Consider the following 22,565-nt stretch of genomic DNA (forward strand, 5'->3'; position numbering starts at 1 on the left):
TTGCCAACCTCGCGGACCTTGCGGGCCAGGCGGGCCTGGTCGATTGCAACACGAACCCTGGATCGGCGGATGGTGTATCCCGAAACGGGCCCTGTCATCCGGTTGCTCCAGCGCGCCGCCCTCGTCGAACACAGAAGCATCGGATGTAACCTGCGGCCCCTGGGTCGCGGCAGGTTTCGAGCCATCACTACTGGACCCGTTAATGGCGCCATATCCGTTAAAGGTGATGTTCGCTAAAGATGAATTAATGCTACTGGTATCCATATATCGTTCCTTATGATTTGCACATGCCCGTTGCTGGAACGGAGCTATCACCGAGGAGATCGGCACGCACCGCTGTCTTCGCAAACGCCGCAGGCACATGCCATCTCGCTCATCTCCACCACAGCGCGTGTGCCCGCTGGGACATCACCGCTGCCGCGCAGATTTCCTCAAGGCCCCTTGGACCATGTTTCTTCAATGATTTAATTAAATAAAATGAAATATGAATTTTGACTTTTTATATTTGCAGTCAAAATATCCGCTCGAGGATCGGCGTCCGTCGACGTTTGAATGACCGGCACCATTTATGTTCCGCCGATTTTTGAGCCGCAATCACCGATAATCTGATCATTTTCTCAAGAGGACAGAACAATAAGATCAACTCCGTCATACTTACCGGTGACGGCGTCTCTGAATGACTTACTTCCGCCCCCCATCATGTTTCGCCTCCGTCTCACAGCTGTTGCCGGCACCCGCTTTCAAAAACAGGCATGGCGAGCGGCGCGGCGATACTTTGTATACGGATGAGTCGACTCGCATCGCATGCCGGTGGGCCGCCTCACACCATGCAGCCAGACGCTCACCATTGGTCAGTGGGCGGTCGCTACGCGTGATCGGCGAACGCATCATGACACCACCTCCGGATGATCGACGTTGATCGCCCAGATGACCGCCAGATGCGTCGCAGCAGCCGGAGAGCAGCCCTGCGCAAGTCGCCGCATCGCACGCGCTATCGCCTGGGCCATCACCATGTCGGGAACGCGGCCTTTAAGATGCTTTTCCACATTGCGGGCAACCGCATCGGCGTCAGTTCGAAGACACGAACGCAGAAAGCGAAACAGAACATCCTTCATAAAGAAACCTCTTACGCTGAACCTTAACCATCGGCGTGCCTATTCGCTGCGAGATAGGCGCGTGGGTCAGACTACGAGTCGCTTGATATGACCGGGTAGTAGTCCATTGACATTCGCCCAGCAAGCACCGACACGACGAAAGAATCGGGGCGAACAGCGTGCAACCCGATCTCAAATCCGGGCCACAGCTTGTAGGGGCTCGCGCAAAACCGGGATCGGAAGCACGTCTGCTTAATCCTGAAATGCCTCATCGACCCTCTCATCACCCATGGCTTTCGCCCGGCACTCGACCTTGCGATAGAGGTCAAGCCTTGTTTCCAGGCTTTCCACCCGCTTTTTGGCCAGCTTCAGCTCATGAAGAAGCCCACGACATTCTTCTTCCTGCATATCCATGCGTACGTGGGTCCGCCGCATATCGGCATCCAACGCGCGCAAAACGACCTGATACATCGCGGCGCCGCCGACATTCTCGGTGACTGCCCGCATGCAGGCTTCACGAACCCGACTCATCTCTTCGTTCAATCCATCCAACTGCGCAGCAAGCTCTCTGGCGCGTTGCTCAGCCGCCAGATAGGCGTGCGAAGCACGACTCATGCGTGCCGTGGAAAGCTGATGCCGTATTTGCGTTACCGTTCCAAGCCCGCTTTCGGCAAGCGCAATGACCTGCGCGCGCCTCATCGCCTCGGCTGCCCCGCGTCACGCTTTTCACCACACGGTGATCGAAACATTACCCACCCGTGAGCTTCCTCATCGATGCCTGCGTCGACTCCCACGCCCTTGCGTCCTGCGATGACTGAGACAACCACTGCGCAATCGGTGTTTTCTTCCGAACCGCCTCATCGAGCTCCGGTTCAATGCCGGGCCGGTATTCGCCAAGGCGTATCAACAACTCTGACTTCTTGTAATCGGCCATCCATTTCCTGATCTCTTTCGCCATGCCAAGGTGCTCATGGCCACAAACGTTTTGCATCACACGGCTCTTGCTGGCAAGAATGTCGATCGCCGGATAATGACCTTCCGCCGCCAACTCGCTGGAAAGCACGATATGACCGTCGAGTAGTGAACGCGCCTCTTCGCAAACCGGATCGCTGCCGTCATCATCCTCGGCGAGCACCGTGTAATAGGCGGTAATCGAACCGGCTTCGTTCCTGCCTGAGCGCTCCAGCAGCCCGGGCAGCGCCGCGAAGACGCTGGGCGGAAAACCTCTGCGCGCCGGTGGCTCGCCGGCAGCCAGCCCCACCTCGCGCAAGGCGCGCGCAAAGCGGGTCAATGAATCGAACAACAGCAAGACACGCCGGCCATCCGCACGCAACTCTTCGGCAATCGCCGATGCCGTATGTGCCGTCTTGATCCGTTCGGCCGCGGGACGATCGGATGTCGCCACGACGATCGTCGAACGCTGCAGCGCTTCATCCCCCAGCGCGTGCTGCATGAACTCCTGCACCTCGCGTCCTCGCTCGCCGATCAAGGCAACCACGATGGCGTCGGCGGCGGAAAATCGCGCGAGCATGCCCAGCAAGGATGTCTTGCCTACCCCTGCCGGTGCAAAAATACCCACGCGCTGGCCCACGCCGCAGGTAAGCAGTCCATCGATGGCGCCTACGCCCGTGATGAAGGGTTCGTCTATCACCGGCCTGGACAAGGGTGAGGGAATGTCACCGGTCACCGGTCTGACCCGAGGTGACACCAGCGGCCTCTGATCCAGCGGGCGGCAGAACCCATCCACGACGCGCCCGAGCAAGTCCTTCGCCTGCGGGATCAGCAGGCCCCCTCCCGTCGCCTCCACCATGCTCGCGGAGGAAAGTCCGGTCATGCTGCCCAATGGCATCACGATCATCTGCTCGTTCTCGATACCGATCACTTCGCCCATCAGTCCCGGATCGGAAGAAGACGTATAGATGCGGCACAAGTCGCCAACGCGTAGCTGCAGGCCAATCACTCTAACCAGGGTACCGACGACCGATACAACCTTGCCTCCGTGACGAACCGCGGTCGCGCCCGCCATACGCGGGGCGTCATTCCAAGCACGTACGTCAGGCATTGCCTCGCTCCACGACCGCGACCCTGTCGATCGTTACGGTCCCAACCGGAATTTCTTCCACCGCCAGGACATAGCGCTTGTCGTCAATCTGCTTCGCCAACTGAGCCACGTGCTTACGCAGCGTGGAGGATGTCAAAAGCACCGCTGATCCGTACGTTGCCTCGAACACCTTGCGCAATGCAGCCTGGAATCCCTGCAAATCGTTATAACCGAGTGCCAGGCACGGTTCGCCATCGACATCGGTCCGCAGCGCATTCGTCAGCACCATCCCCCAGGATTCATCAATGACGATGGCTGGTAACGTACCGGTTTCCGCATCGACGTACGCCCCGATGCCCATGGGGACCACGGCGATGCGCGCCGCCTCCAGCAAGCGATGACGCGAACGATCTCCCGGCGGCATACGCATGATCGCCTCGCAGATAGCGCGCAAATTGCGGATGGAGATCGATTCTTCGAGCAAATCGGACAAAAGGCGGCCGAACGCCGTTGCCGTGACCGTGCCGGTCAGCGATGTCACCAGATCCGGGAACGTCGTACGCATGCGATCCAACAGGAATTGCGCCTCCTGGGTTCCCACGAAATCTGTGGCATGCCGATAACACACGGCGTAAATCTGCGCCGCGAGCGCCTCACTCGGCCTGGCCACGCCCGCACCGGCGGCCCTGGCCGATTCTGCTTCGCGTTCGTCCACCCAATAGGCTTCGCTGCTGCCCGGATAGAGCGATGGGCGCTCGTGCGAACAGCCTTTCAACATCTCCGGCTCGCCGAAGACCAGAAGCTCATTGGCATGCAACTCGCCCGACATCACGGCCACATCATTGACCTCGATGATGTATGAGGGCTCGTGCATCGACGGCTCGCCCACCATGGACAAACCTGGAAAGGGCAAGCCGAGGTTCTGCATCAGGTATTGCCTTATGTTCCCCAGCTCACGATTGAAATCGGCCGGCACGATCGCGTTGAAGGCACCCCGCCCCACGCGTATCCGCAACGGCACCGTCGTACCGAATTCCACCGTATCGAGCAAAAGGGGGACGTAGTGCGAGCCGTCGCGCGCCATGTTCGGCATGGGCGCCTGCCGGGAACTGGCCACCACCTGCTCCCGCTTGCGCCTGGCTGTTCCAATGCCCAGCAGGGCCAGCCCGATCACCATGAATTGCAGATGCGGAAATCCCGGAACCACCGCGAGCAGGAATGCCATGACCGCCGCCATCAATACGGGCCGCGGCTGACTGGCCACCTGATCGTAAATGCGCCGGCCAAGGTTGCCATTCTTGTCGGTGGACATATCCGTGTCACCACGCGTGATGACCAGGCCCGCCGAAATGGACACCATCAACGACGGAATCTGCGAGACCAGGCCGTCACCCACCGTAAGAATGACATACGTACCGACAGCATCATGGAATGGCAGATGGCGCTGTAGTACACCAACGGCAATACCTCCGACGATGTTGATCAGCGCCACGATAAGGCCAACCATCGCATCGCCCTTCACGAACTTCATGGCGCCATCCAGGGCGCCGTGAAGCTGGATTTCCTGTTGCAGCACCTGGCGGCGTTCACGCGCCTGATCGGCACTGATCACCCCCGCGCGCAGGTCCGCGTCGATGCTCATCTGTTTGCCCGGAATGGCGTCAAGGGTGAAGCGCGCCGCCACTTCGGCAACACGGTCGCTGCCCTTGGACACCACCACAAACTGGACCGTGCACAACAGCAGGAAGACCACGAGGCCCACCACCACGTTGCCGCCAACCACCAATTCGCCGAACACTTGCACCATATCGCCCGCGTGGGCGTGCAGAAGAACGCCTTTGGTGGTGGCAACGGCGAGCCCAAGCCGGAACAGCGTCGTCAACAACAGCAGCGAGGGGAACGTGGCCAGGTCGAGTGTCGACTTGATATAGATCGCCACCGCAACCAGCAAAATCGAAAAAGAAAAGTTGGCGGCAATGGCCATGTCCAGCATAAAGCCCGGCGTAGGCAATACCAGCAACATGATGATCGTCAAAAACACCAGACCCATCGCCACATCGATGTATTTTTCGACGAATGGCGTAATGTCCAATCGTTTAAAATCGCCAAATTGCATGCTATTCATTGACATTTCCTTATGTCATTTCCCGATGGATACTCTTGCGGACCGCCTTGACGTGGGGATCGCCCTCCCGGTCGCGGTACTCTCGTTTCACTTCCTCCTTGGACATCTTGTTGCGCCGTATCCATAGACGCAGCTGCATCAGGAAGTCGGCCATGCCAAGACACGCGCAGGCAACGACGATCATGCCAAAGGCCTTCCAGCTGACGGACAAGGCATACATGAAGATATCCGTCCACAAGCGACGATCCGTGGGCATGTGCTGCAAATCGGAAAGCAGGCCGCGTCCCAGGTAGAAACTGATCAGGACAATGATGACGGTGCGGATCAGGCCCATGACGATTCCCAGCAATCGTTGGAGGCTAAACATCTGCTTGATGCCGGATAACGGATTGAGCCGCTTCAGATCAAACCAGGAACGCTTGCTCGCGATTCGCCCTCTGGTTTGCAGCCAGCCCAAGCCAAACGCCATGACCATGCTGATCACGCAGGGAATAACCAGGCCAGCGGCCAGCACCTGCAGGAAAAATCGCCCGGCCGCAGGCTCATCCCGCATGACCTGCAACGAAAGCAGTCGCCGCGCGTAAGACAGAAGACCACCGAACGCCACACTCGCGCCCGCCGGCAATGCAAGCCACCAGGCAAGCATGCCGAACCCCGTCACAAAGGACTGACTTCGTGGCAAATCGCCTTTTTCAGCGGCATCTTTCAAACGCCGATCGGTAGGTTGTTCGGTTTTTTCGCTCATTGGACCCTGGTCATCCAAAGAATGAGCCGGCGCAAATAGTGAATCTGGCTGCTCAAGGTCAACGCCAGCATCAGGACCACCAGAAACGCCTTGGTAGCCATCGAAGCACTCAATGGACTGAATTCCGGTGCATAACGGCTAAACAAACCGACGCATAAGTCCGCAAACATCAGCATCCCCAACATGGGTATGGCCACCTGCATGCTCATGCTGATCAGCTGATCCAGACCGGTACTCAGTGCACTATCAATAAAACCCTGGATCGAGTGCATGGGTGGTGCGAAGGCGGTAATCGGCCATACGGCATAGGTGGCCATGATGACCTTCGGAAAATAAAACCCCTCCCCAGCCGTCATCAGCAAGTAGATCAGCAACAGGGTGTAGATCGTCTCGATCGGCCCCGCGCTGCGCCCCATGTTCGGATTAAACAGGGCACCAACCGTATAGCCCGCCTGCTGGTCCATCAACGCTCCCGCCGTACCCACCACGAGAAACATGCGCCCGACCATAAAGCCCAATACCGCGCCTAGTGCAGCCTCCTTGATTCCCAGCAGCAACCATTGTGACGACGGCGAAACATGCATCGGAAAGGCGCTCTGGATGCACAGCCCGACCGCCAACGAAAACGGCAACGCAAAAGCCTTCCCTGCCGAAGATTTTTTGCCCATGGGCAGAAACAGCACGATCAACGCCGTGCGCAATGACGCGAACAGCAGCCCCAAAGCGACATCAAGCGGGTCGCTCATAGCGGCCCCGTCATCAGACCAGGGATAAGCCGGTAAATCGCGTCAAACAACTGATCAAGGGTTTGCATCAACCAGCGCGACATCACCAGCAGAACCAGGCACACCGCAGCCAGCTTGGTCACGTAGCCAATCGATTGGTCTTGAATCTGCGTGACCGATTGCAACACTCCCACGAGGATGCCGACCACCACTGCAGCGAGCAGCGCCGGCGCCGTGCCGAACAGAATGACCCGGAAAGCCTGATGAAGGATCTCGGTCTCGGACATCAGCGTGGATACGACGCAATGAGACCGTGCATGAGCCGTGGCAGACCCAGCGTGGTCACGAATACCAGCAACTTGAGGGGAATGGATACCGTCGACGGCGGGAACATGGTCATCCCCATGGCCATCAGCAGATTGGCCACAATCAGGTCGATCACCGCGAATCCAATCGCGAGAAACATGCCTATCTTGAACGCCGCACCGATTTCCGAGATCGCAAACGCGGCCACCAAAACCGGCCAGGATTCATGCCCCGGTTCGACTTTCATGTCGTCAGCACCATCATTGCCGAGGTGCATGTCCGACACCAATTTATTCAAGGAGGCCAGTTCATCGTTATCCACGTGCCTTCGCATGAAAGTCTCTAACGGAACACGCCCTGCATCGACCATATCGGTCATCGAGGGCTGCTCGCGTCCGTCCAGCATGGCGGGAATGTCGAGGCGGGCGGTGATCTGCTGCCACACCGGCGTCATCACGATGAGGGTAGCCACCATCGCAAGACCACTGATGGCGAGACCGGGCGGAGCCTGCTGAACGCCCAACGCGTTCCTCAGCAAAACCAGTACGATTGAAATCTTGGTAAACGAGGTCGTCATCACCACCAGCAACGGCAGCAAACCCAGCACGGTCATCGTCACCAGGATGACCGATATGCTCGGAAAACCACCCATCGCCGGTAGCGACGCTTCGACGCTCACAAAACATCCCCCACACCCTCGCTGACCAGGACGCCTAGCTGCCCCTCCACGCTGATCAGTTCCCCTCGCGCGAATATGCGTCCGTTACAGCACAGCGCGACGGCTTTGCCTGCATGTGCGGATGGGATGGGGTAGACCGATCCCTTGCGTAATCGCTCCACCTCGGCGAGAGAAATCAGCCGCTGATCGAGCACAACTTCCACGGTAAGCCCGATATCTTCCAATGCGGACGATCCGTCCAGTTGACGACGCTCCAGCGAGATCATGTTCCACTGATCCGCGTTATCGCATGTCAATGCGCCCATGCTCATTCCCTCATCCTTGTAGCTCATGCTTAAACGAATGCCGTGTTTCAGGGCGCCCAGATGCAGTTGATAATTCCACTCGGCAAACCGCAGCATGCCGCCACGGGCGAGCGTGCGGACATCTCGCAACGGGAAGGATCCTGCCGAAATCAGCGCATAAACCTCGACCAGCAAATGCATCGGTGGCCGCTCGGTTTTTTCACTCACAAGCAGCGCCTGCCACGGCAGGCGGTCGAGTCCTTCGCCGGCAATCGCAACGTGCCCCCGCTTGCCGTTGACATCAATGCAGAACGCCACGCTGTTCCACGGAAATACGGCATCCAGCTCACCTTTCACCAATGAGAAGGGGACGCCGAGGTGCCGCTCGATCGGTCCCATCCAGGGGGTGATCAACCAGTCAAGCCATTCGCGTATAGCTGAAGGCTCTTGTGCCACCTGGGAAACCGTATCTGCCGCGTAGGCATGGGAGATCGCTCCTATATCCAGTCCGATGAGACATTCGCCGTAGCTGCACCTGCAGGTACAGACCATTGAATACCTGGGAAGCGGATCTTCCAGGATGAAAACCGGACTTTGCGTGTCTTGAATGAGCGCCATGACGGATGTCGTGGCCCGCGTGCCGGCGTAGAAATTTCTTATACCCGCGACCGTGCGGCTCAAGCCTCGGGATGGCGACCAGGTGAAGGCTGTCATGACACGGCCACCCCAGCATGGTCGAGATCTATTTTCAATTCACGCAGCAGATCATCACACAATGCCCGAACCTGCCTGTCGTAATCGACCTCAAACACGCCCTTTTCGGTCTCGATGCGGCACTCGCTTTCATGCTGGCGCACATCGGCCACCACCTCGCAGCCGGCGTCGCCGTACTGCTTGTTGATTTTCTGGATCACGCCGTCGATCAGGGAGAACACCGATGGGTGTACATGTATACGCACCACAGTCTGCTGCCGTGCAGCCAGGATTGCCTGCTCAATGCGAGCAAGCAGCAGCGCCTCTTTGGGAAGGTCACCAAGCGCCTCGCGAAGCACCCTCTCGACCACCGACTTCAAGTTTTTTTCCGCGCCGCCCCACACTTTCAGGTGTGACGCAAATAGTGAAGATATTTGCGCGAATGCCTCATTACGGCCCAACTCATAGCCTTTTTTCCTTGCCGTTCCTCTAGCCTTGTGCAGAGCCTTGGCCAAACGGCGGCGCGTATCCTTTGACTCTTCGAAGAGTCTCCGCTCAAGCAAACCGAGAGTATCAAGCGCATCCATGTCTTCGCTCGAAAGTATCCCGCTTCCATAAATGGACCATTCGCCTATCTTCGCAATAATCACGTTCAAATCTGCCTGTACTGCCTAAAAGCTATCCACCACCAGCGCTCCGATCGGCACGCAAGAGTGCCCCTTCATGCGTTTCGTCCACGCAACGCTCCGGCCAAGGCATGGGTCGTCTCGCTGCATGGATCGCAATAGAAGTCGCGACATGCACACATTTTTCGCGCGAAGATAGCGATACATGACGGCATAACCGATGGCGCGCAAATCCTCTACATCAGGGGAATCCACAACGGGAGCGAGATCCTCTGACGGATACCTGAGCGCATCGGCCAGGCGTTCCATACCCATGATCGAAGCCAGCCGTTCACGCAACGGCCCCGATACGAGCAGCCTTCGCATCACCCGACTCTGTGCCATCACTGCCGCACACAGCACGCCGGCGAGTATCCGCTCGCCATCACTCATCACCCATGCCAGTGCCCGGCACTGCGATTCGTCACCGGGTGGAGCGCCGAACCTCAGCAAGGGAATATTGATAATGCGCATACCGCGCGTACAAAGGGTGGTATAGGGAGATCGCAAGCGATCATCGGACACGCGCATGGCTGGCGAGAGCGCCGACCGCGCCAGTGAAGGATCAACGGGTAGCATTCCGAAACGCCTATGGCTTTGGCGGAGACTTGGACTTCCCCGGCTTCAAGGCCGCGAGACCTCTTGCCGCGTAGCCCGCGCCTGCACTGCCGGCCTTATTCGAAGATTGCCGGCTATTGCGATACGCCGCATACCACTGCCGCGATTTAGCAACATATTCTGACCAGGAGGCGCTTCCCGCGTTTACTCTCAGACGCAGAAAAGCGATCAGCGCCAAAAATGCGACGAGCCACGGCAGGCCCGTCATGATCGCCACGCGCACCCACTCTGATGCCCTATAACGCAAACCGAGGTGGGTCTTCACCTCCTGCATGGCATTGGTCTGAGACACCGGATAAACCGGCAGCATCAGCAGTTCCACATTGTCGGTCGATCCATCGACCAGACTATTGGCAATCAACGCCTTCAACTGTGGCTTGAGAAGGTCCATACGCTGATCGCTACGATACCGAATCATCGCCGAGGCGGAAGGTCGCGCGGGCGTTGCGCGCTTGGGATCTTTGTCCGGAATGGCCACTTGTACGCGCGCCGTCAGCACGCCGTCTATCTTTTCTACCGTTGCGCTCAATTCCTGCGACAGAGCATATTCGTATCGAATACGCTCCTCCGTTTCGCTAGGCAGCAGACTTCCGCCGGGAAAAATATCGCCCAGATTCGGGTGGCTCTGCCGCGGCCGATCATAGGCCTGCATGATCTGCTCCGCGGCGACCTGTCCGCTTCGCTCAACATCGACACTCCAGCTGCCGTCTTTGGCGCGCACTTTTTCCGCCTTGATCCCCTGCAGCTCAAGTAGCACGACGATGTCGTCGGCCTGCCGTTCGTCCAGGTTTTCGCGAAACGAAGAACTGCAACCTGCCAGGACAACCAAAGCAACCGGCAACATCCATCTCAGCTTGTTCATGTGAACATCTGGGAAAGTCGATTGTACGAATTGATAACGCCCCCGACGCTTGCCGTTACCAGGCCGACAAGATCCTTCCTTCCCAATACGGACGACAGAAAGTCGAACGCGGCGGTGGGACTGCCGTTTGGAATATCCAGCATTGATCTATGTATTTCCTGATTGAAATTATCAATCTTTTGATCCAATGCTTTTAACAGTCCATCGGCCTGACCGACACTGACGACGGCCTGATCATACGTCGGTGATGACACACCATCGTAAAGGCCCATGGATATAAGGGCGGGCGCTTCCATGCTATTCATACACTAATCCTCTTCGATGAACTGCTCTATTTGCGATATAGGCGAGCGACCTTCGCGTCTTCGAGCAACAGATCCTTCATTTGCTTGACGCCATATGATTCACCGCGCGCCTCCTCCACCTCGACCCTATGCAGCAATTCGGCCACTTTGTCGTACCTTCCGCATCGGTAGTAACAGAAGGCCGCCCATATGAAGAGGTCCACACCTTCGCCACCGTTTTGCATGGCCTGCTCGAATTCAGTGCACGCACGTGGGTAGTGACCCTTTTCCATGCATGCCATGGCGATGCCGATATAAGGAAAAGCTCTCAGCGGATAGGCATGCGAAAGATGCTGGAATAGACGCTCCGACTGGTTGACCATGCCTTCCTTGCGCGCGGAATGGCCGATGTTTATCAACGCCACGAGCGCTCTTTCCGGCATCATTTTTTCAATGGAGGATCGGGTCATATGACACGTGCAGCCATAATCAAGTCATCAACCTTTCCCGCAAGCACAACGTGCTTGCCGGCGTGTCAACAAGGTGGACCTGCTTCATCGGTCCACCTTGTTCCATGGCTAAACGCCGATAGCGTCAGCGGGAAGCCAAGCTGTAAGCGTTCTGGTTGACGCTCGACTCACCCTCTTGCTCTGCTTCGGCGAGCTTCATGATGTCCTGGAACATACCCAGGTAATATTGGGCATCGATGGACGCTGTCGGATCGCCGGCCAGGATTCGTGCCTTGGCTTCCTGCAGCTGACCGAGGAACATACCTGCATTGGCCTTGGCCGTGGATACCTGGTCCGGACGATAGATAGTGCCGGCCGCGGACCCAATGACGCTACTCGTCTGCTCCAGAATGCTCTTACCCTGATCCCGATACGAATTGCCGTAGTCAGCATCTTGATATCCATAGCCATCCGGCATGGTGATGTACTTACCTGAGTCAGTATTAACTGCCATGTTTCTCTCCTAGATATCCCGGGCACGCTGTTAAAAATGAGGTCCATTGCCCGGTAAAATGACCTCCAAGAAGTCCCGACTCATTGATTCCTTTCAGCAAGAAACCTATTCCGGCAACCTCGCATGCTGCCGAATATCGCGAACCTTCCTTTAGTAGTGCCGACCCATTGATTCAGCCGGGCGCGCAATCATCATCGCTTATCGATTTTTCTTGCTGGCAATATTTTTATATTTGTTTGCCGACATCGCCCGAGCAATCACACGCGATGAAGTTGAAGTGGCCGGCGTTTTTTTGCGAATCGAAAGCACCACCCAGACGCCCTGAATTGCGTTCAGGGCGAAGCCCTTCTTTTCAATCCGATGACGATCTGACGAGCCACGGCAATGCCGAGGATCAGTTCCTCGTGCCTGCGCGCGGCAGCTACCGAGATCGCCTCGGTGGCAGCCTTCCGCTGCATCTGCTCCAGTTCGTGCAGCGTGGCGAGCGTATTACGCACGGAGATCTCCATGTTTTCAGCATCCTTCTGACGATCGGAGGACGCCTTCGCATCCACTTCAAAGGGTGATTTTTTATCGGCAATCAACGTTTTTCTCCTTGGAAGCGACCATGTTGAACGTGGCCGCTTCGGTATCCGATACCAGCCTTACCTCGCATAAACTTATATCGTCCAACCTGCCCTCCCTGACGTGTGCGCCGCTAAAAAACAGATCACCGTGTTGATTGATCACGAATGGCAAATCGGCTGAGGAAGACACCACGCTGAAACCGAGGCGATCCAGTGGCACGTCCACTTTGTCGAGTGACGGCCGCCTTAGGTTCATGCTGAGCAGCTTGAGCTCAGGCAATTCGTGCAAAACCTTGGCCTGTATCTTCGGAAAATTCCATCCATCCAGATCCTTGATGGCATCGACGGAGCCGATATCCACTGTGATCTCACCCGGTCCGACTACGCTGACCTGCGCATCGCGATAGTGTTCTTCCAACATGGCAGAGACATTGGTGGCCAAAATATCCATGGGAAGCACATTCATGACCACCGCGCCGTAATTGGCTTTCAAGGCCATCTGCCGCAATGCCCCCAGTTGCTGCTGATCTTTGACATAACCGGTGTAGGTGGTGAACCCGGTAACCGGGTTCAGATGCTGCTCGACGTCGGGATAGACCCGGCGAATCTCCCTGACGCTATCTTCCCGATATTCGGTAGACAGGTCGGGCTTGCTGAGCAGGACAGCAATCACCCCCGCGCTGGCGACACCGGCCCAAAGCAACGGCATCACATATCGTTTCTGCATGAGGGAACGGGCCAGTGCCAGGCTGTAATCGATGCGGTGCGCCTTGCGCAGGAAGCGCATGCGTGCCTGGTAACACCTTGCCGCATCTGCGGAGGCGAGCGTGTCCGCTTGCTCAGGATTTGATCCGGAGGCCGTAACGACTTCGCAAGCCACCTGTCCGAAACATAGTTGGGCACCGATCATGAGATCAGCTTCAGCGCCTTGCTTGAGCGGGTAGCCAAATACCGAGATGTCATCGGCTTCTGCCCGCAGCCGCCAGACATGCTCGCCCGATATCCATATCAGGCGTGCATGAAGCTCCTGGATATTTTCATCCAGCAAACATATGCCCGCCGATTCGCCGCAGCCAACGGTCCAAACTCGGTCATCAACGAGATGAATGACCGCACCGGCATGAACGCCGGATAGAACGCGGAGCACGCATGTTTCCACAACCGCGGCATTCATCGCGTTGCCGAATCGGTCGTATTGGAAGGGATAACGGTGCTGGGGGCCGGTGCGCCCGCATGCGCTTTCCTACTAGTAGAAGCGTCTCTCTTCACTTCCTTTTTTGCATCGCCAACTTTTATGGAAGGCGGCTTCTTCGCGCCACTTTCATTTACCTCATTCCGCTTATCTTCGACGCCAGCAGGATTGGGAACGGGTGCCAGCGGCTTGGTCGGCAAGATATTCGGTGGCGCCATATCGATGCTTCGACGCGATGCGGACCAGACGTTCAAGAACTGGGGGTTATCGTCATCCATCCGCGCCGCCCGGTTTGCGCCATGCGGCTTGGCCAAAGGAACGCTGCTTGACGGCAAGACGGCCTGCATCAGCGAGGTATCATTCAAATAATCGTCAATGACGCGCGGCGTGATCAGAAACAGCCGCTCGATCTGCTGATGTGACTTCTGCGTGCGACGGAATAATGCCCCCACCCCGGGCACCTGGCTGAGCCCCGGCACACCCGACATGCTGCTGCCTACGTTTTCGTACTGGAAACCACCCACCAGCAGACTTTGCCCATCCTCGACCACTGCCTCCGTGGCCAGGTATTTGTGACTGGATCCGGGGATGTCATCGACATTTAGCTGGGTAAAGCCGCCATCGTCGATTTCGAGTTCGAGCTTGATTTTCGCCGGTGCACCATCCACGGGAATCACCAAAGGCGTTGCGCGGAAGGACAACCCGGAGCTAATCGGTGTCAAACTCGCATAGCGATCGCCGCTGGTCTTGACGTAAAAAGTTTGCTCGTTACCCATCGTGGCCTGGGTATTGTTCAACGTCATGATCTTCGGACGAGACAACACCCGTGCGCGGCCCTTCGTTTCCAACATGGCAATTCGCGCATTCAACCTGTTCATATCCAGTCCGTTCATGGCCTGGAAATTCAAGCCGTCGGAACCAGAGGACATTCCCGCCTTGTCTCCACGTACTGAAAGGTCCACGCCGAGGTCGTGAACATCACTGCTATCGATATCGATGATGGCAACATCGAGCTGCACCAGCGCCTGCGGACGATCCAGCTGCTCGATCAATGGCGCGTAAAGGGGCATCATCGCCGGCGTGTCGAAAATCACCACCGAATTCGTGCGCACGTCGGCCTGGATGTGCACGTCCCGGTCGACCTGCCCCTCCTGTGGATTACCGCGCCGCTGCCCTGCAACAATGGCCAGCAGGGCCTGGGTACGGAGGTCATTACCGTCACCTTCCCCGCCCGAAACCGACGGAAGAGACGCCAGGGCGCTGCCTGCCGCCACCCCCTTCAGCAAGTCATCCTTATCGGGTTGCGTTGTGGCGTAGGCACCCTTCAACAAGTTACGCAAAAGCGTGGCGACACCGGGAACCACGTAGTTATTCGCCGCATCACCATCCCGAAGAACACGTCGACTGTCCTGCGCCTGCGCGTAGCGTAGAGGGAAAACCCTGATCTCCATCTGCGTACCGCCGGGCGGTGGTTTGGCCAACGAGCCGACCAGCGACATGCTCCGTTGGCTGAGCGCAAGCGAGGCACGTTCACGCTCGCTATCAAGTGCCTTCACAACCAATTCCACATAGCGGCTCGGACCAGATACGAGCACGCTTCCACCCGAAACACGCAAATTGAAGCGTGGCTCGATCAAGCCCAAATCGGCCAAGGTTCGCATCGCCTGCGTTCCGCCCAGTGGCGCGATGCCCACCACTTCGGACATGTTGTCGGCGCTTGAGGCGATATACATCGTCGAACCGTCGAAATACCAGGTAAACCCGTACGCAGCTTCCAGCTCGGAGAAGACGGCGCGAGCCGATTTTTCGAACTGGCCATTAACCTCACCACGGACATCCGATTTGATCACGACCGGAAATGGCTGGGTCGCGAGAATTTCCTTCAATACCTGCGCCAGCGGCCTCCCCTTGGCGTTGTACACAACCATCCCATCCCGCCAGGGAACGCTCGCCGCCTTAACAGATGGAGACACCCACATAAAAGTTACCGCGAGCACCTGCGCAAGCAGAAGCGAGGATCGGCCTGCCCGCCTCATGCAATATTCTCCATGATCAGCGTACGCACACCCTCCGGGCACATCTTGAGCAGATGCGCCGTACTCATCACGCGTATGAGGGAACTGAAGTTCTTCACTCCGCCCCGATACATTTGCACCTCCCTGTCCAGCCCAGTAAGAAGCGCGTTAGTCGTAATGCGATTGCAATCGGCCATCGTTTTCAAAATGGCCCAATACAAACCCTCCAACCTTACACAAGTAGACATTCCATCAAGACGAATCGATTTTGGTTTTGGCTCAAGCATCTCTGCGCCCAAACCATCCAACATCAGTAAGCGCGATTTGGCAGCCTTGAACTGAAACCACGACTGCTCTTCTGCTGCAAAAGGTATTCCGTTCCTCACAAGCCACTTCCTATACTTCTTATTGTTATCACCGCCGCCTTGAATGGCGCTCCCAAGTGATAGTGTTCGTCGCTAGCCAAGCATGGGTGTTACATAACTACCGCATGCATGGAGCATAAAAATCCACGAAATGGATGCGTGATAACGGAATGCCACCGGCAATCCGGATGATGATAGGGATGCAGTAAAAGGAAGAAACTCCTAGCGAAGATCACGAGCCAACGACGCATCACGTCGATGCAAACGCCCAGGAAGGATCGAAATATGCTCGACCCTTTGCGTGACGGACATAGCAATTCCGTGCTGCGACTGGCGACTATCCGCAGCAACGCAGCAGGGCAATGGATTGGCTACGTCAGCATGAAAAATTCAATTCAAGCCACAACCAAGCCACCTAGACGACGCATGCAAGACGACGCGCCTTTCGCACATTGACGTTAATTCGCCATACGCCGTGGATAAAGCGATTTTCCGCAAACGGTCGATTTCCCGCACATATCTTCGATCACCGAAAAGATGACGAACCAAGCAGCACCCCTGGATCAGGGCATCGCGCAAGCAGATGAAAACAATGATGTGACAAATCTTTCTGGAAAGCCGTTATCTCACCTCGTTGTCCTACATTGCCAGGTAACGCGCATGCCGACGGGCAAACGATCCAAGCCTCATTCCTGACGAAGACATCACACCGATAATGATGACCATCACACAACGGGCACAACGATCCAACAAGACATCTTTCCATCGACGCACTCAAATCAACTGACTTGTGTGCCGTACGCTACGTGAAGGAGAAGTATTTTTCGAGATCATTCTGTCGCTCACTTCATGAGCACTAGACAGATAGCGCTCAGCGCAAAGCCACACGCAAAAAACTTCGGCTGACATTTTTTATAAGCAAACATCCATGCCATGATCAGCGGCGACCCACTCCATAAAAACAGGCAACGCTGCTCTATCACGCTTCTATTTCTCTATTTCTTCACCTTGACGAGCCGAACTGCCCGCATGCAGCCATGGATAGCTCAGTGAGACAAGGCTGCCTTTAATACACGTACTATGCTCGTCAACATGGCCATTCGCCGCACACCTATAGTTTTGTCCGACGCAAACAATCGCAACAAGACTTCATAACTTATCGCGACATCCCAACGCGCGACGCGTATATTCGGTCCTGCGCAGCCAGATCACACGCGCACGCATCGCACAAATCACAGAAAATACCCTTCATGCTTCGCTCATAGCACGGCGGCAATGCGGGATAGCATCGCCATGTGCGGACAAGCTTGAGCATCAATACTTGCTCAGTTCAACCGGAACCAGGCCACTCGGAATCCACGATGACTTGCCATGAACGCCAGCTTGATTTGCTCGAACCGGCACAACTTACATTCATTGCCCCAACAAGTGGATCGGATGAAACCACTCATCCATAACCTGTCATTTCCAGGATTCCGGCATTTGATCAAAAATGCCGGAATCTCCTGGGACCGGGCGTAACAAGCGAATGCGCTGGCACAAAGACACCGCTGCTCCATCGACCATGGGCGAAATCCATGACGGCTTTATTGATAACCTGCTGCGTCGTCGCTTTTCGCCTGCGATGACGTCTCCGGTATCGATGTCGCGGCCATGGTCGTCTGGCAAGTCGCTTGAACGACCTGTGTTTCATTACGGTCTTGAGGGTCAGCGGACGATGTCGGCAAATCCACCTTGCAGTGCTGGTCTTGATCATCGCCCCAGCGAACCGTCAGTGACTTGGCGTGTTCCGCACCGCGGACAATCAGGCGACTAGCCTGTCCAGCCACTCCCACACTGCGCCCTTGATCGTCGAACACCTCTGCGCCAAACGCCACCGGTCGTCCGTCAGTCTGCTTCACGTCAACCAGCAGCATGCGACTCGTATCCACCTCATAACGCAAACGCACGACACTACCGGCACGCGGCGCCACCTGCTGCATGGTATTTTTCATTTCGACGTTGCTGTCGGTCCCCTTGGGGTCAAGCGCCACCTGATTAAGTTGATAGGGCGTCAGGTAGGGCGCAATAGCAAAGCCGGACGAGTCAACGCGGGAGTTGACGCTTCCGTCCACCTTGGCGCCGGTGGCACCGCGCGCGTCAATAAGGCCGATCGTATCCCCTGCCGGCGGTGAGAACGTGACGCCCTCCGAGTGTGCAACCACACTGCCACTGATACCTGCGCCCGTTTGCCGATAACTGCTTGCGGCGCTGTAGGAACCCGTGATATTGGCGGAGCTTCCGTTGTACTGGCCATTAAGTGACGCCGACGTGCCATCGTTATGGCCCAGCGACGCGTAATAGGTAAGACGCCGCGCCTCACCCAGTGATCCATTGAGCGACACCTGGCTGTTGTCACCACTGTTGTGAGAGCGAGTAACCGACGCTGCAAGCGTCGGCACGTTGTAAGAACGACCAAGCGGAAGGGTAATATTGAAGAAGATGCGCGTATCGCGGATGGTGTTCTGCAGCACCGATGCAAAGTAGCCGTCCAGCGCACCGGGAATGCGGTCAATCAGCTCATTGCTTTGCAATACGGAGCTGACGGTGTCCCGCGTTCGTTGCACTGAAAAACTATAACTCATCCATTTCCAACGATTGCTGTAGCCGGCACCGAAATCAAGCTGCCTGCTGCTGTTGTTCCAGTAATTGCGCCATGACGCGGAAAAGTACAGCTGCCCGAAGTCATCACCAAGCGACTGACTTAGATTGGCGTCCATTCGATTGCGGGGACGCATGACGTAGTTTTCATTGCCGAATCTCGCCGCATTGCGCAGCTCCATGACATCACCGAGGCCAACAAAGCCCGGAGAAGCGTAGCGATACGCAGAGGCGTTGACGCTGGTACCCGTGTCGGAAAAGTTTCTGCCATAGCCAAGACGCAGGCTATAGCCGCTGCTCTTTATTTGCTCTGAAACACGATTGGCGGCATACGTCATGTCCGTGGATAGCGCCCCGGCACGCGTGTTGAAAGCCATGCCCGCCAACATGGAGCGATATTCGCTGCCCGCCGTTGCCCCGGCATAGCCCGTCAACAAATTGCTCAGCCCGCGCTGGTAAGTCAATTGTGCGATCACCGGCAGATCGTCCATTCCTTGCTGATTCACCCGGCCCACCGCAGCACTCCACAACTGCTGACCTTTCCTCAGCAACTGGGGCACCGCCGAATAAGGCTGAGTAAAGCGGCGTATACGCCCATCGGCTTCGGTAATTTCCACGTTCAGATCACCACCATAACCGGTGGGGTACAGGTCATCGATGACGAATGGCCCGGGAGCGACCGTGGTGTCGTAAATCACGTAGCCGTTTTGGCGCACGACCACATGTGCGTTGGTTTCAGCCAGGCCATGTATCACCGGCGCGTAGCCGCGCAGCGATTGCGGCAGCATTTGCGGATCGGAGTACATGCGCATGCCGCGCAGGCGTACGCTGTCGAACATATCGCCCGGCGTAAACGTGTCACCCGCTACCCACTGGGCCTTCCAGGCAGGGATGTCGTGCTGCAGGTACGTCGCGGCGGACTGGTAATGGGATCCAAGATGTCCGGCCCAGTTGAGCGACCCTTGATGGTAGATATGCCAGGACCCCAGTTTCAACGAGCCATTGAGCCCCAGGTAACCGTTGTTCCGGCTTCTTCCGTTCATGTCGCTACGATAGAGATTCGTGTTGTAGCTCAAGACCGCGGCATTGATACCCTCGTCCCATTGCGAAGGATCCACATAGCCACGTGCATCGCGCATCATGTAGAGCTGGGGTACGGAGAGCGATAGCGATTGCTGGCTGGGATCGAAGCTTGCGCTCGCCTCCGAAATGTAATCACCGATGTCTCCGCAGAACGTTCCTTCGGGCATATTTTTGCGTGCATGATGAGTGAGGTCCGCCGACACCTTGCCAAGATCGATACCATAACTGGCCAGCATGACCGGGTCGTAGCAGGGCTGCGCCGACTGCATGCCGGGCACATTGACGTAAACAATGTCGCCACGCGCACGCCAGCTGTTATTGACCAGCACGTCACCGTGATATCTGCCGGGTGGTACATAGCCCGATTTCTCGAAACGCGACAAATCAATGGCAGACGCTTCACCGCCTGGAAAGAAGGATGCGTCGAATGTAATCGGGTCTGCACCACCCAGTGATGCCGGGTTGGCTGCCGCCGCGGCGTGCGCACCGGCAGTCAATGCGCTAAGGATCAGTCCTGGTAACAATGCCCGATGCCATGAATAGGGGTTCGGAACCTTTTCCTGCATGGCAGCTGCCTTCCTTGATGGCATGCGCTTTTCTCCTGTTGGCTGTTGCCGAACGTGCCTTCGCACGCGCACATAAGTCGTAAATGGTGGAAACGGAATTCAAGGATTGATCGGCCTTTCGTATGCACCGATGGCGCCGAGGTCATTGATGGCGTCGAACACGGCCTTGATCTCGCCGTTCGGGCGGCTATCCAGTTGCTTGATCGGAAACACCGCCGTTTCCCCGGGAGCGACCAAGCCGCCCGGCTGCATGTAGCGATGTCCTGCCGCGCTCAGACCGACGTGCGCGAAATTGACGTAGTACGGCGTTGGATTGCTCGCCTGCAAGGCAACACCCTTGCCGCCCTCACCCGTCACCAGTTTCCAGCTCAACTGATCCGGCGCGGCCGCGGGGTTCCCCGGCAAGCCGGAAGGACGAAAGAAGAATTTGATACGGGTTCGAATGGAAAACTGCAGGATGTTGCGGCCATCCGGATTGCTCGCTTTTGGCGGCACTTCGAGCACGCTCAACCAGAACAGCGTTTCTTTGTCCGCGGGCAATGGCTCGTGCGTATAGAGCACGCGTATGGCTTGTGCCTTGCCCGGGTCCAGCCGGAAGATCGGCGGAGTCAGCGTGAAAGGTGCTTTGGCGGCATCGGGAGTTGCCTTGCCTGCGCCACCGTCCATCCATGCCTGCACCATCACGGGCTTTTTGCCCATGTTGGTCAACTTGACCGTGGCTTCCTGATCTTGCGGCCGATAAATCGCCCGCGTTCCGTCGATGATCACACTGGCTTCGCTTCGACCTGTGAAAAGGCAGGCAAACGCAAGCACGCCCGCCATGGCGAAACGCCATAGGTTTGTCATAAGTCACCTCAAGGGGAGAGCGTCGGCGGCCCGCACGGCCGCCGACAGGAGTACCGCGCCAGCGATCAGTTGTAATCGACGGCGTACATCACATTGGTTTCCAGCAGGCCGGGCGTAGCCGGACCGGTGGCGTAGTACTGCGCGAAATACGACAGCGTTGCGGTATTGTTCTCGATCGTCGCCGTCTGCATGCCGCTGGCTTCCTGATCCAGATTGATGGGCGACATGTCACCCTTCAGCAACTGGACTTCCACATTGGTGGATTGGTCCGGTAGCGAGTTCCTCAGGTTTCCGGTGACCGCGTTTACTTGCGGGCTTTCCGGCAGGAAGTACATCGATGCGACCTTGCCATCCTGGCAAGTCCCCTGACCGGGACCACCGACGATGACCTGGAACTCCTTCGCGTTGGCGGTAGTACCTGCACCATTTAGCGAAAAGGCCTTTACCGGATCCATGGTGACCTCAAAATCATCGAGACCGCCGCCAGTACCGGCACCACCTTCGACCGAGCACGTGTTATCGGTAATGGTGCCGACGAAGGTAATCGTGCCGCCGCCAATCGTGGTTGCATGGCCCGCGCCGGCGACAACGACGGCAGCTGCCATAGCCATGCCCGATACATACTTGAGAGGTTTCATTTGAACTCCTTGGAGGACTTTGCTTGTGGATATCCGTCAACACGACGGATGTTGAAAACACCGCTCAGCTGTAAAACGGTGCAGGTAAAACACGAGTCATGCGCCATGGCATGACGACTCCGCCTGCTGCCACCCATCTCTGATCGTCGATACGCAGTGGTTTAGCGCCAACGCAAATTCATGGAATCGAAAAGCTGACACGCCATCGCCTTTCCCCAGGCAGCCGGCTTTCAGCTTCCGCTGGTGCGCTTGCGCACTGACAAAACCCCCACCGATGCAGCGACGTGAGGCGCGAAAGTGCCAAACACGCTTGTCCCGAAAAATGTTTCATTCCCCGCATGACATCCCTGTCAGTAATCTCCATGAGGGTCGATAACCATGACTCTCGTGGACATATGTTGCGTGTTGAGCCAGACACTCGGGGGTTACATATCTACCTCGCCATGCATTGCGCAAAGCGGTGAAGCGTGGAGCAGTAATGACCTGATGCGAATGGCGCCATCACCATGCATTCATCCTGTGCCATGCCAACAAGGAGAACCGTGCATGGGCACATGTGCCATGCACTGC

Annotated in this window: 22 protein-coding genes; all 22 read right to left on the reverse strand. The window is 56.9% G+C overall.

Annotation, left to right across the window (positions count from 1 at the left end; genetic code table 11):
* Positions 1 to 887: 887 nt before the first annotated feature.
* The 22 genes from ISP19_RS15480 to ISP19_RS15585 all read right to left on the reverse strand — a co-directional run bounded on the left by ISP19_RS15480 (position 888) and on the right by ISP19_RS15585 (position 21,995).
* Positions 888 to 1,115 carry a hypothetical protein gene (locus ISP19_RS15480; RefSeq protein WP_204683296.1) on the reverse strand — a complete coding sequence of 76 codons (228 nt, stop codon included), beginning with the start codon at positions 1,113 to 1,115 and terminating at the stop codon, positions 888 to 890.
* A gap of 231 nt (positions 1,116 to 1,346) precedes the next feature.
* Positions 1,347 to 1,793, reverse strand: a complete 447-nt coding sequence (locus ISP19_RS15485; RefSeq protein ID WP_204683297.1) for a hypothetical protein — start codon at positions 1,791 to 1,793, stop codon at positions 1,347 to 1,349.
* A gap of 49 nt (positions 1,794 to 1,842) precedes the next feature.
* Positions 1,843 to 3,156, reverse strand: a complete 1,314-nt coding sequence (locus tag ISP19_RS15490; RefSeq protein WP_204683298.1) for a FliI/YscN family ATPase — start codon at positions 3,154 to 3,156, stop codon at positions 1,843 to 1,845.
* Complete coding sequence (locus tag ISP19_RS15495) at positions 3,149 to 5,260, reverse strand: flagellar biosynthesis protein FlhA (RefSeq protein ID WP_204683299.1); 2,112 nt, start codon at positions 5,258 to 5,260, stop codon at positions 3,149 to 3,151. The genes ISP19_RS15490 and ISP19_RS15495 overlap by 8 nt, the downstream gene beginning before the upstream one ends.
* Positions 5,261 to 5,270: 10 nt before the next feature.
* Entirely contained in the window at positions 5,271 to 6,005 is a 735-nt protein-coding gene (locus tag ISP19_RS15500) for an EscU/YscU/HrcU family type III secretion system export apparatus switch protein (RefSeq protein ID WP_204683300.1), read from the reverse strand.
* On the reverse strand, positions 6,002 to 6,751 hold the full coding sequence (locus ISP19_RS15505) for a flagellar biosynthetic protein FliR (protein WP_204683301.1): 750 nt from the start codon (positions 6,749 to 6,751) through the stop codon (positions 6,002 to 6,004). Before ISP19_RS15505 ends, ISP19_RS15500 begins: the two co-directional genes overlap by 4 nt.
* Positions 6,748 to 7,017 (reverse strand): flagellar biosynthetic protein FliQ, encoded by a 270-nt coding sequence (locus tag ISP19_RS15510; RefSeq protein ID WP_204683302.1) that lies wholly within the window; start codon positions 7,015 to 7,017, stop codon positions 6,748 to 6,750. Before ISP19_RS15510 ends, ISP19_RS15505 begins: the two co-directional genes overlap by 4 nt.
* Positions 7,017 to 7,688 carry an EscR/YscR/HrcR family type III secretion system export apparatus protein gene (locus tag ISP19_RS15515; protein WP_275577140.1) on the reverse strand — a complete coding sequence of 224 codons (672 nt, stop codon included), beginning with the start codon at positions 7,686 to 7,688 and terminating at the stop codon, positions 7,017 to 7,019. The genes ISP19_RS15510 and ISP19_RS15515 overlap by 1 nt, the downstream gene beginning before the upstream one ends.
* Positions 7,689 to 7,711: 23 nt before the next feature.
* Complete coding sequence (locus tag ISP19_RS15520) at positions 7,712 to 8,713, reverse strand: FliM/FliN family flagellar motor switch protein (protein WP_204683304.1); 1,002 nt, start codon at positions 8,711 to 8,713, stop codon at positions 7,712 to 7,714.
* Positions 8,710 to 9,342 (reverse strand): FliH/SctL family protein, encoded by a 633-nt coding sequence (locus ISP19_RS15525; RefSeq protein ID WP_204683305.1) that lies wholly within the window; start codon positions 9,340 to 9,342, stop codon positions 8,710 to 8,712. Before ISP19_RS15525 ends, ISP19_RS15520 begins: the two co-directional genes overlap by 4 nt.
* Positions 9,343 to 9,363: 21 nt before the next feature.
* Complete coding sequence (locus tag ISP19_RS15530; protein ID WP_204683306.1) at positions 9,364 to 9,831, reverse strand: hypothetical protein; 468 nt, start codon at positions 9,829 to 9,831, stop codon at positions 9,364 to 9,366.
* Positions 9,832 to 9,946: 115 nt separating this feature from the next.
* Entirely contained in the window at positions 9,947 to 10,837 is an 891-nt protein-coding gene (gene sctJ / locus ISP19_RS15535; RefSeq protein ID WP_204683307.1) for a type III secretion system inner membrane ring lipoprotein SctJ, read from the reverse strand.
* Positions 10,834 to 11,142, reverse strand: a complete 309-nt coding sequence (locus ISP19_RS15540) for a hypothetical protein (RefSeq protein ID WP_204683308.1) — start codon at positions 11,140 to 11,142, stop codon at positions 10,834 to 10,836. Before ISP19_RS15540 ends, sctJ begins: the two co-directional genes overlap by 4 nt.
* Before the next feature lie 26 nt (positions 11,143 to 11,168).
* The gene (locus ISP19_RS15545; protein ID WP_204683309.1) at positions 11,169 to 11,546 is read right to left on the reverse strand and encodes a tetratricopeptide repeat protein; all 378 of its coding nucleotides are present in this window, start codon (positions 11,544 to 11,546) and stop codon (positions 11,169 to 11,171) included.
* A 169-nt stretch (positions 11,547 to 11,715) separates the two neighbouring features.
* Entirely contained in the window at positions 11,716 to 12,084 is a 369-nt protein-coding gene (locus tag ISP19_RS15550; protein WP_204683310.1) for a hypothetical protein, read from the reverse strand.
* Positions 12,085 to 12,416: 332 nt separating this feature from the next.
* The gene (locus ISP19_RS15555) at positions 12,417 to 12,668 is read right to left on the reverse strand and encodes a hypothetical protein (RefSeq protein ID WP_204683311.1); all 252 of its coding nucleotides are present in this window, start codon (positions 12,666 to 12,668) and stop codon (positions 12,417 to 12,419) included.
* On the reverse strand, positions 12,655 to 13,824 hold the full coding sequence (locus ISP19_RS15560; protein ID WP_204683312.1) for a hypothetical protein: 1,170 nt from the start codon (positions 13,822 to 13,824) through the stop codon (positions 12,655 to 12,657). The genes ISP19_RS15555 and ISP19_RS15560 overlap by 14 nt, the downstream gene beginning before the upstream one ends.
* Positions 13,821 to 15,764, reverse strand: a complete 1,944-nt coding sequence (gene sctC, locus ISP19_RS15565; RefSeq protein WP_204683313.1) for a type III secretion system outer membrane ring subunit SctC — start codon at positions 15,762 to 15,764, stop codon at positions 13,821 to 13,823. Before sctC ends, ISP19_RS15560 begins: the two co-directional genes overlap by 4 nt.
* A 110-nt stretch (positions 15,765 to 15,874) precedes the next feature.
* Entirely contained in the window at positions 15,875 to 16,243 is a 369-nt protein-coding gene (locus tag ISP19_RS21335) for a ribbon-helix-helix domain-containing protein (RefSeq protein ID WP_204683314.1), read from the reverse strand.
* Positions 16,244 to 17,808: 1,565 nt separating this feature from the next.
* Positions 17,809 to 20,535, reverse strand: coding sequence for a fimbria/pilus outer membrane usher protein (locus ISP19_RS15575; RefSeq protein WP_204683315.1), 2,727 nt, complete (start codon positions 20,533 to 20,535; stop codon positions 17,809 to 17,811).
* Between the two features lie 75 nt (positions 20,536 to 20,610).
* Positions 20,611 to 21,357 (reverse strand): fimbrial biogenesis chaperone, encoded by a 747-nt coding sequence (locus ISP19_RS15580; protein ID WP_204683316.1) that lies wholly within the window; start codon positions 21,355 to 21,357, stop codon positions 20,611 to 20,613.
* A 65-nt stretch (positions 21,358 to 21,422) separates the two neighbouring features.
* Positions 21,423 to 21,995, reverse strand: coding sequence for a fimbrial protein (locus ISP19_RS15585; RefSeq protein ID WP_204683317.1), 573 nt, complete (start codon positions 21,993 to 21,995; stop codon positions 21,423 to 21,425).
* Between the last annotated feature and the right edge of the window lie 570 nt (positions 21,996 to 22,565).

It is taken from the genome of Dyella flava (assembly GCF_016904955.1).
Lineage (GTDB): Bacteria > Pseudomonadota > Gammaproteobacteria > Xanthomonadales > Rhodanobacteraceae > Dyella_B > Dyella_B flava.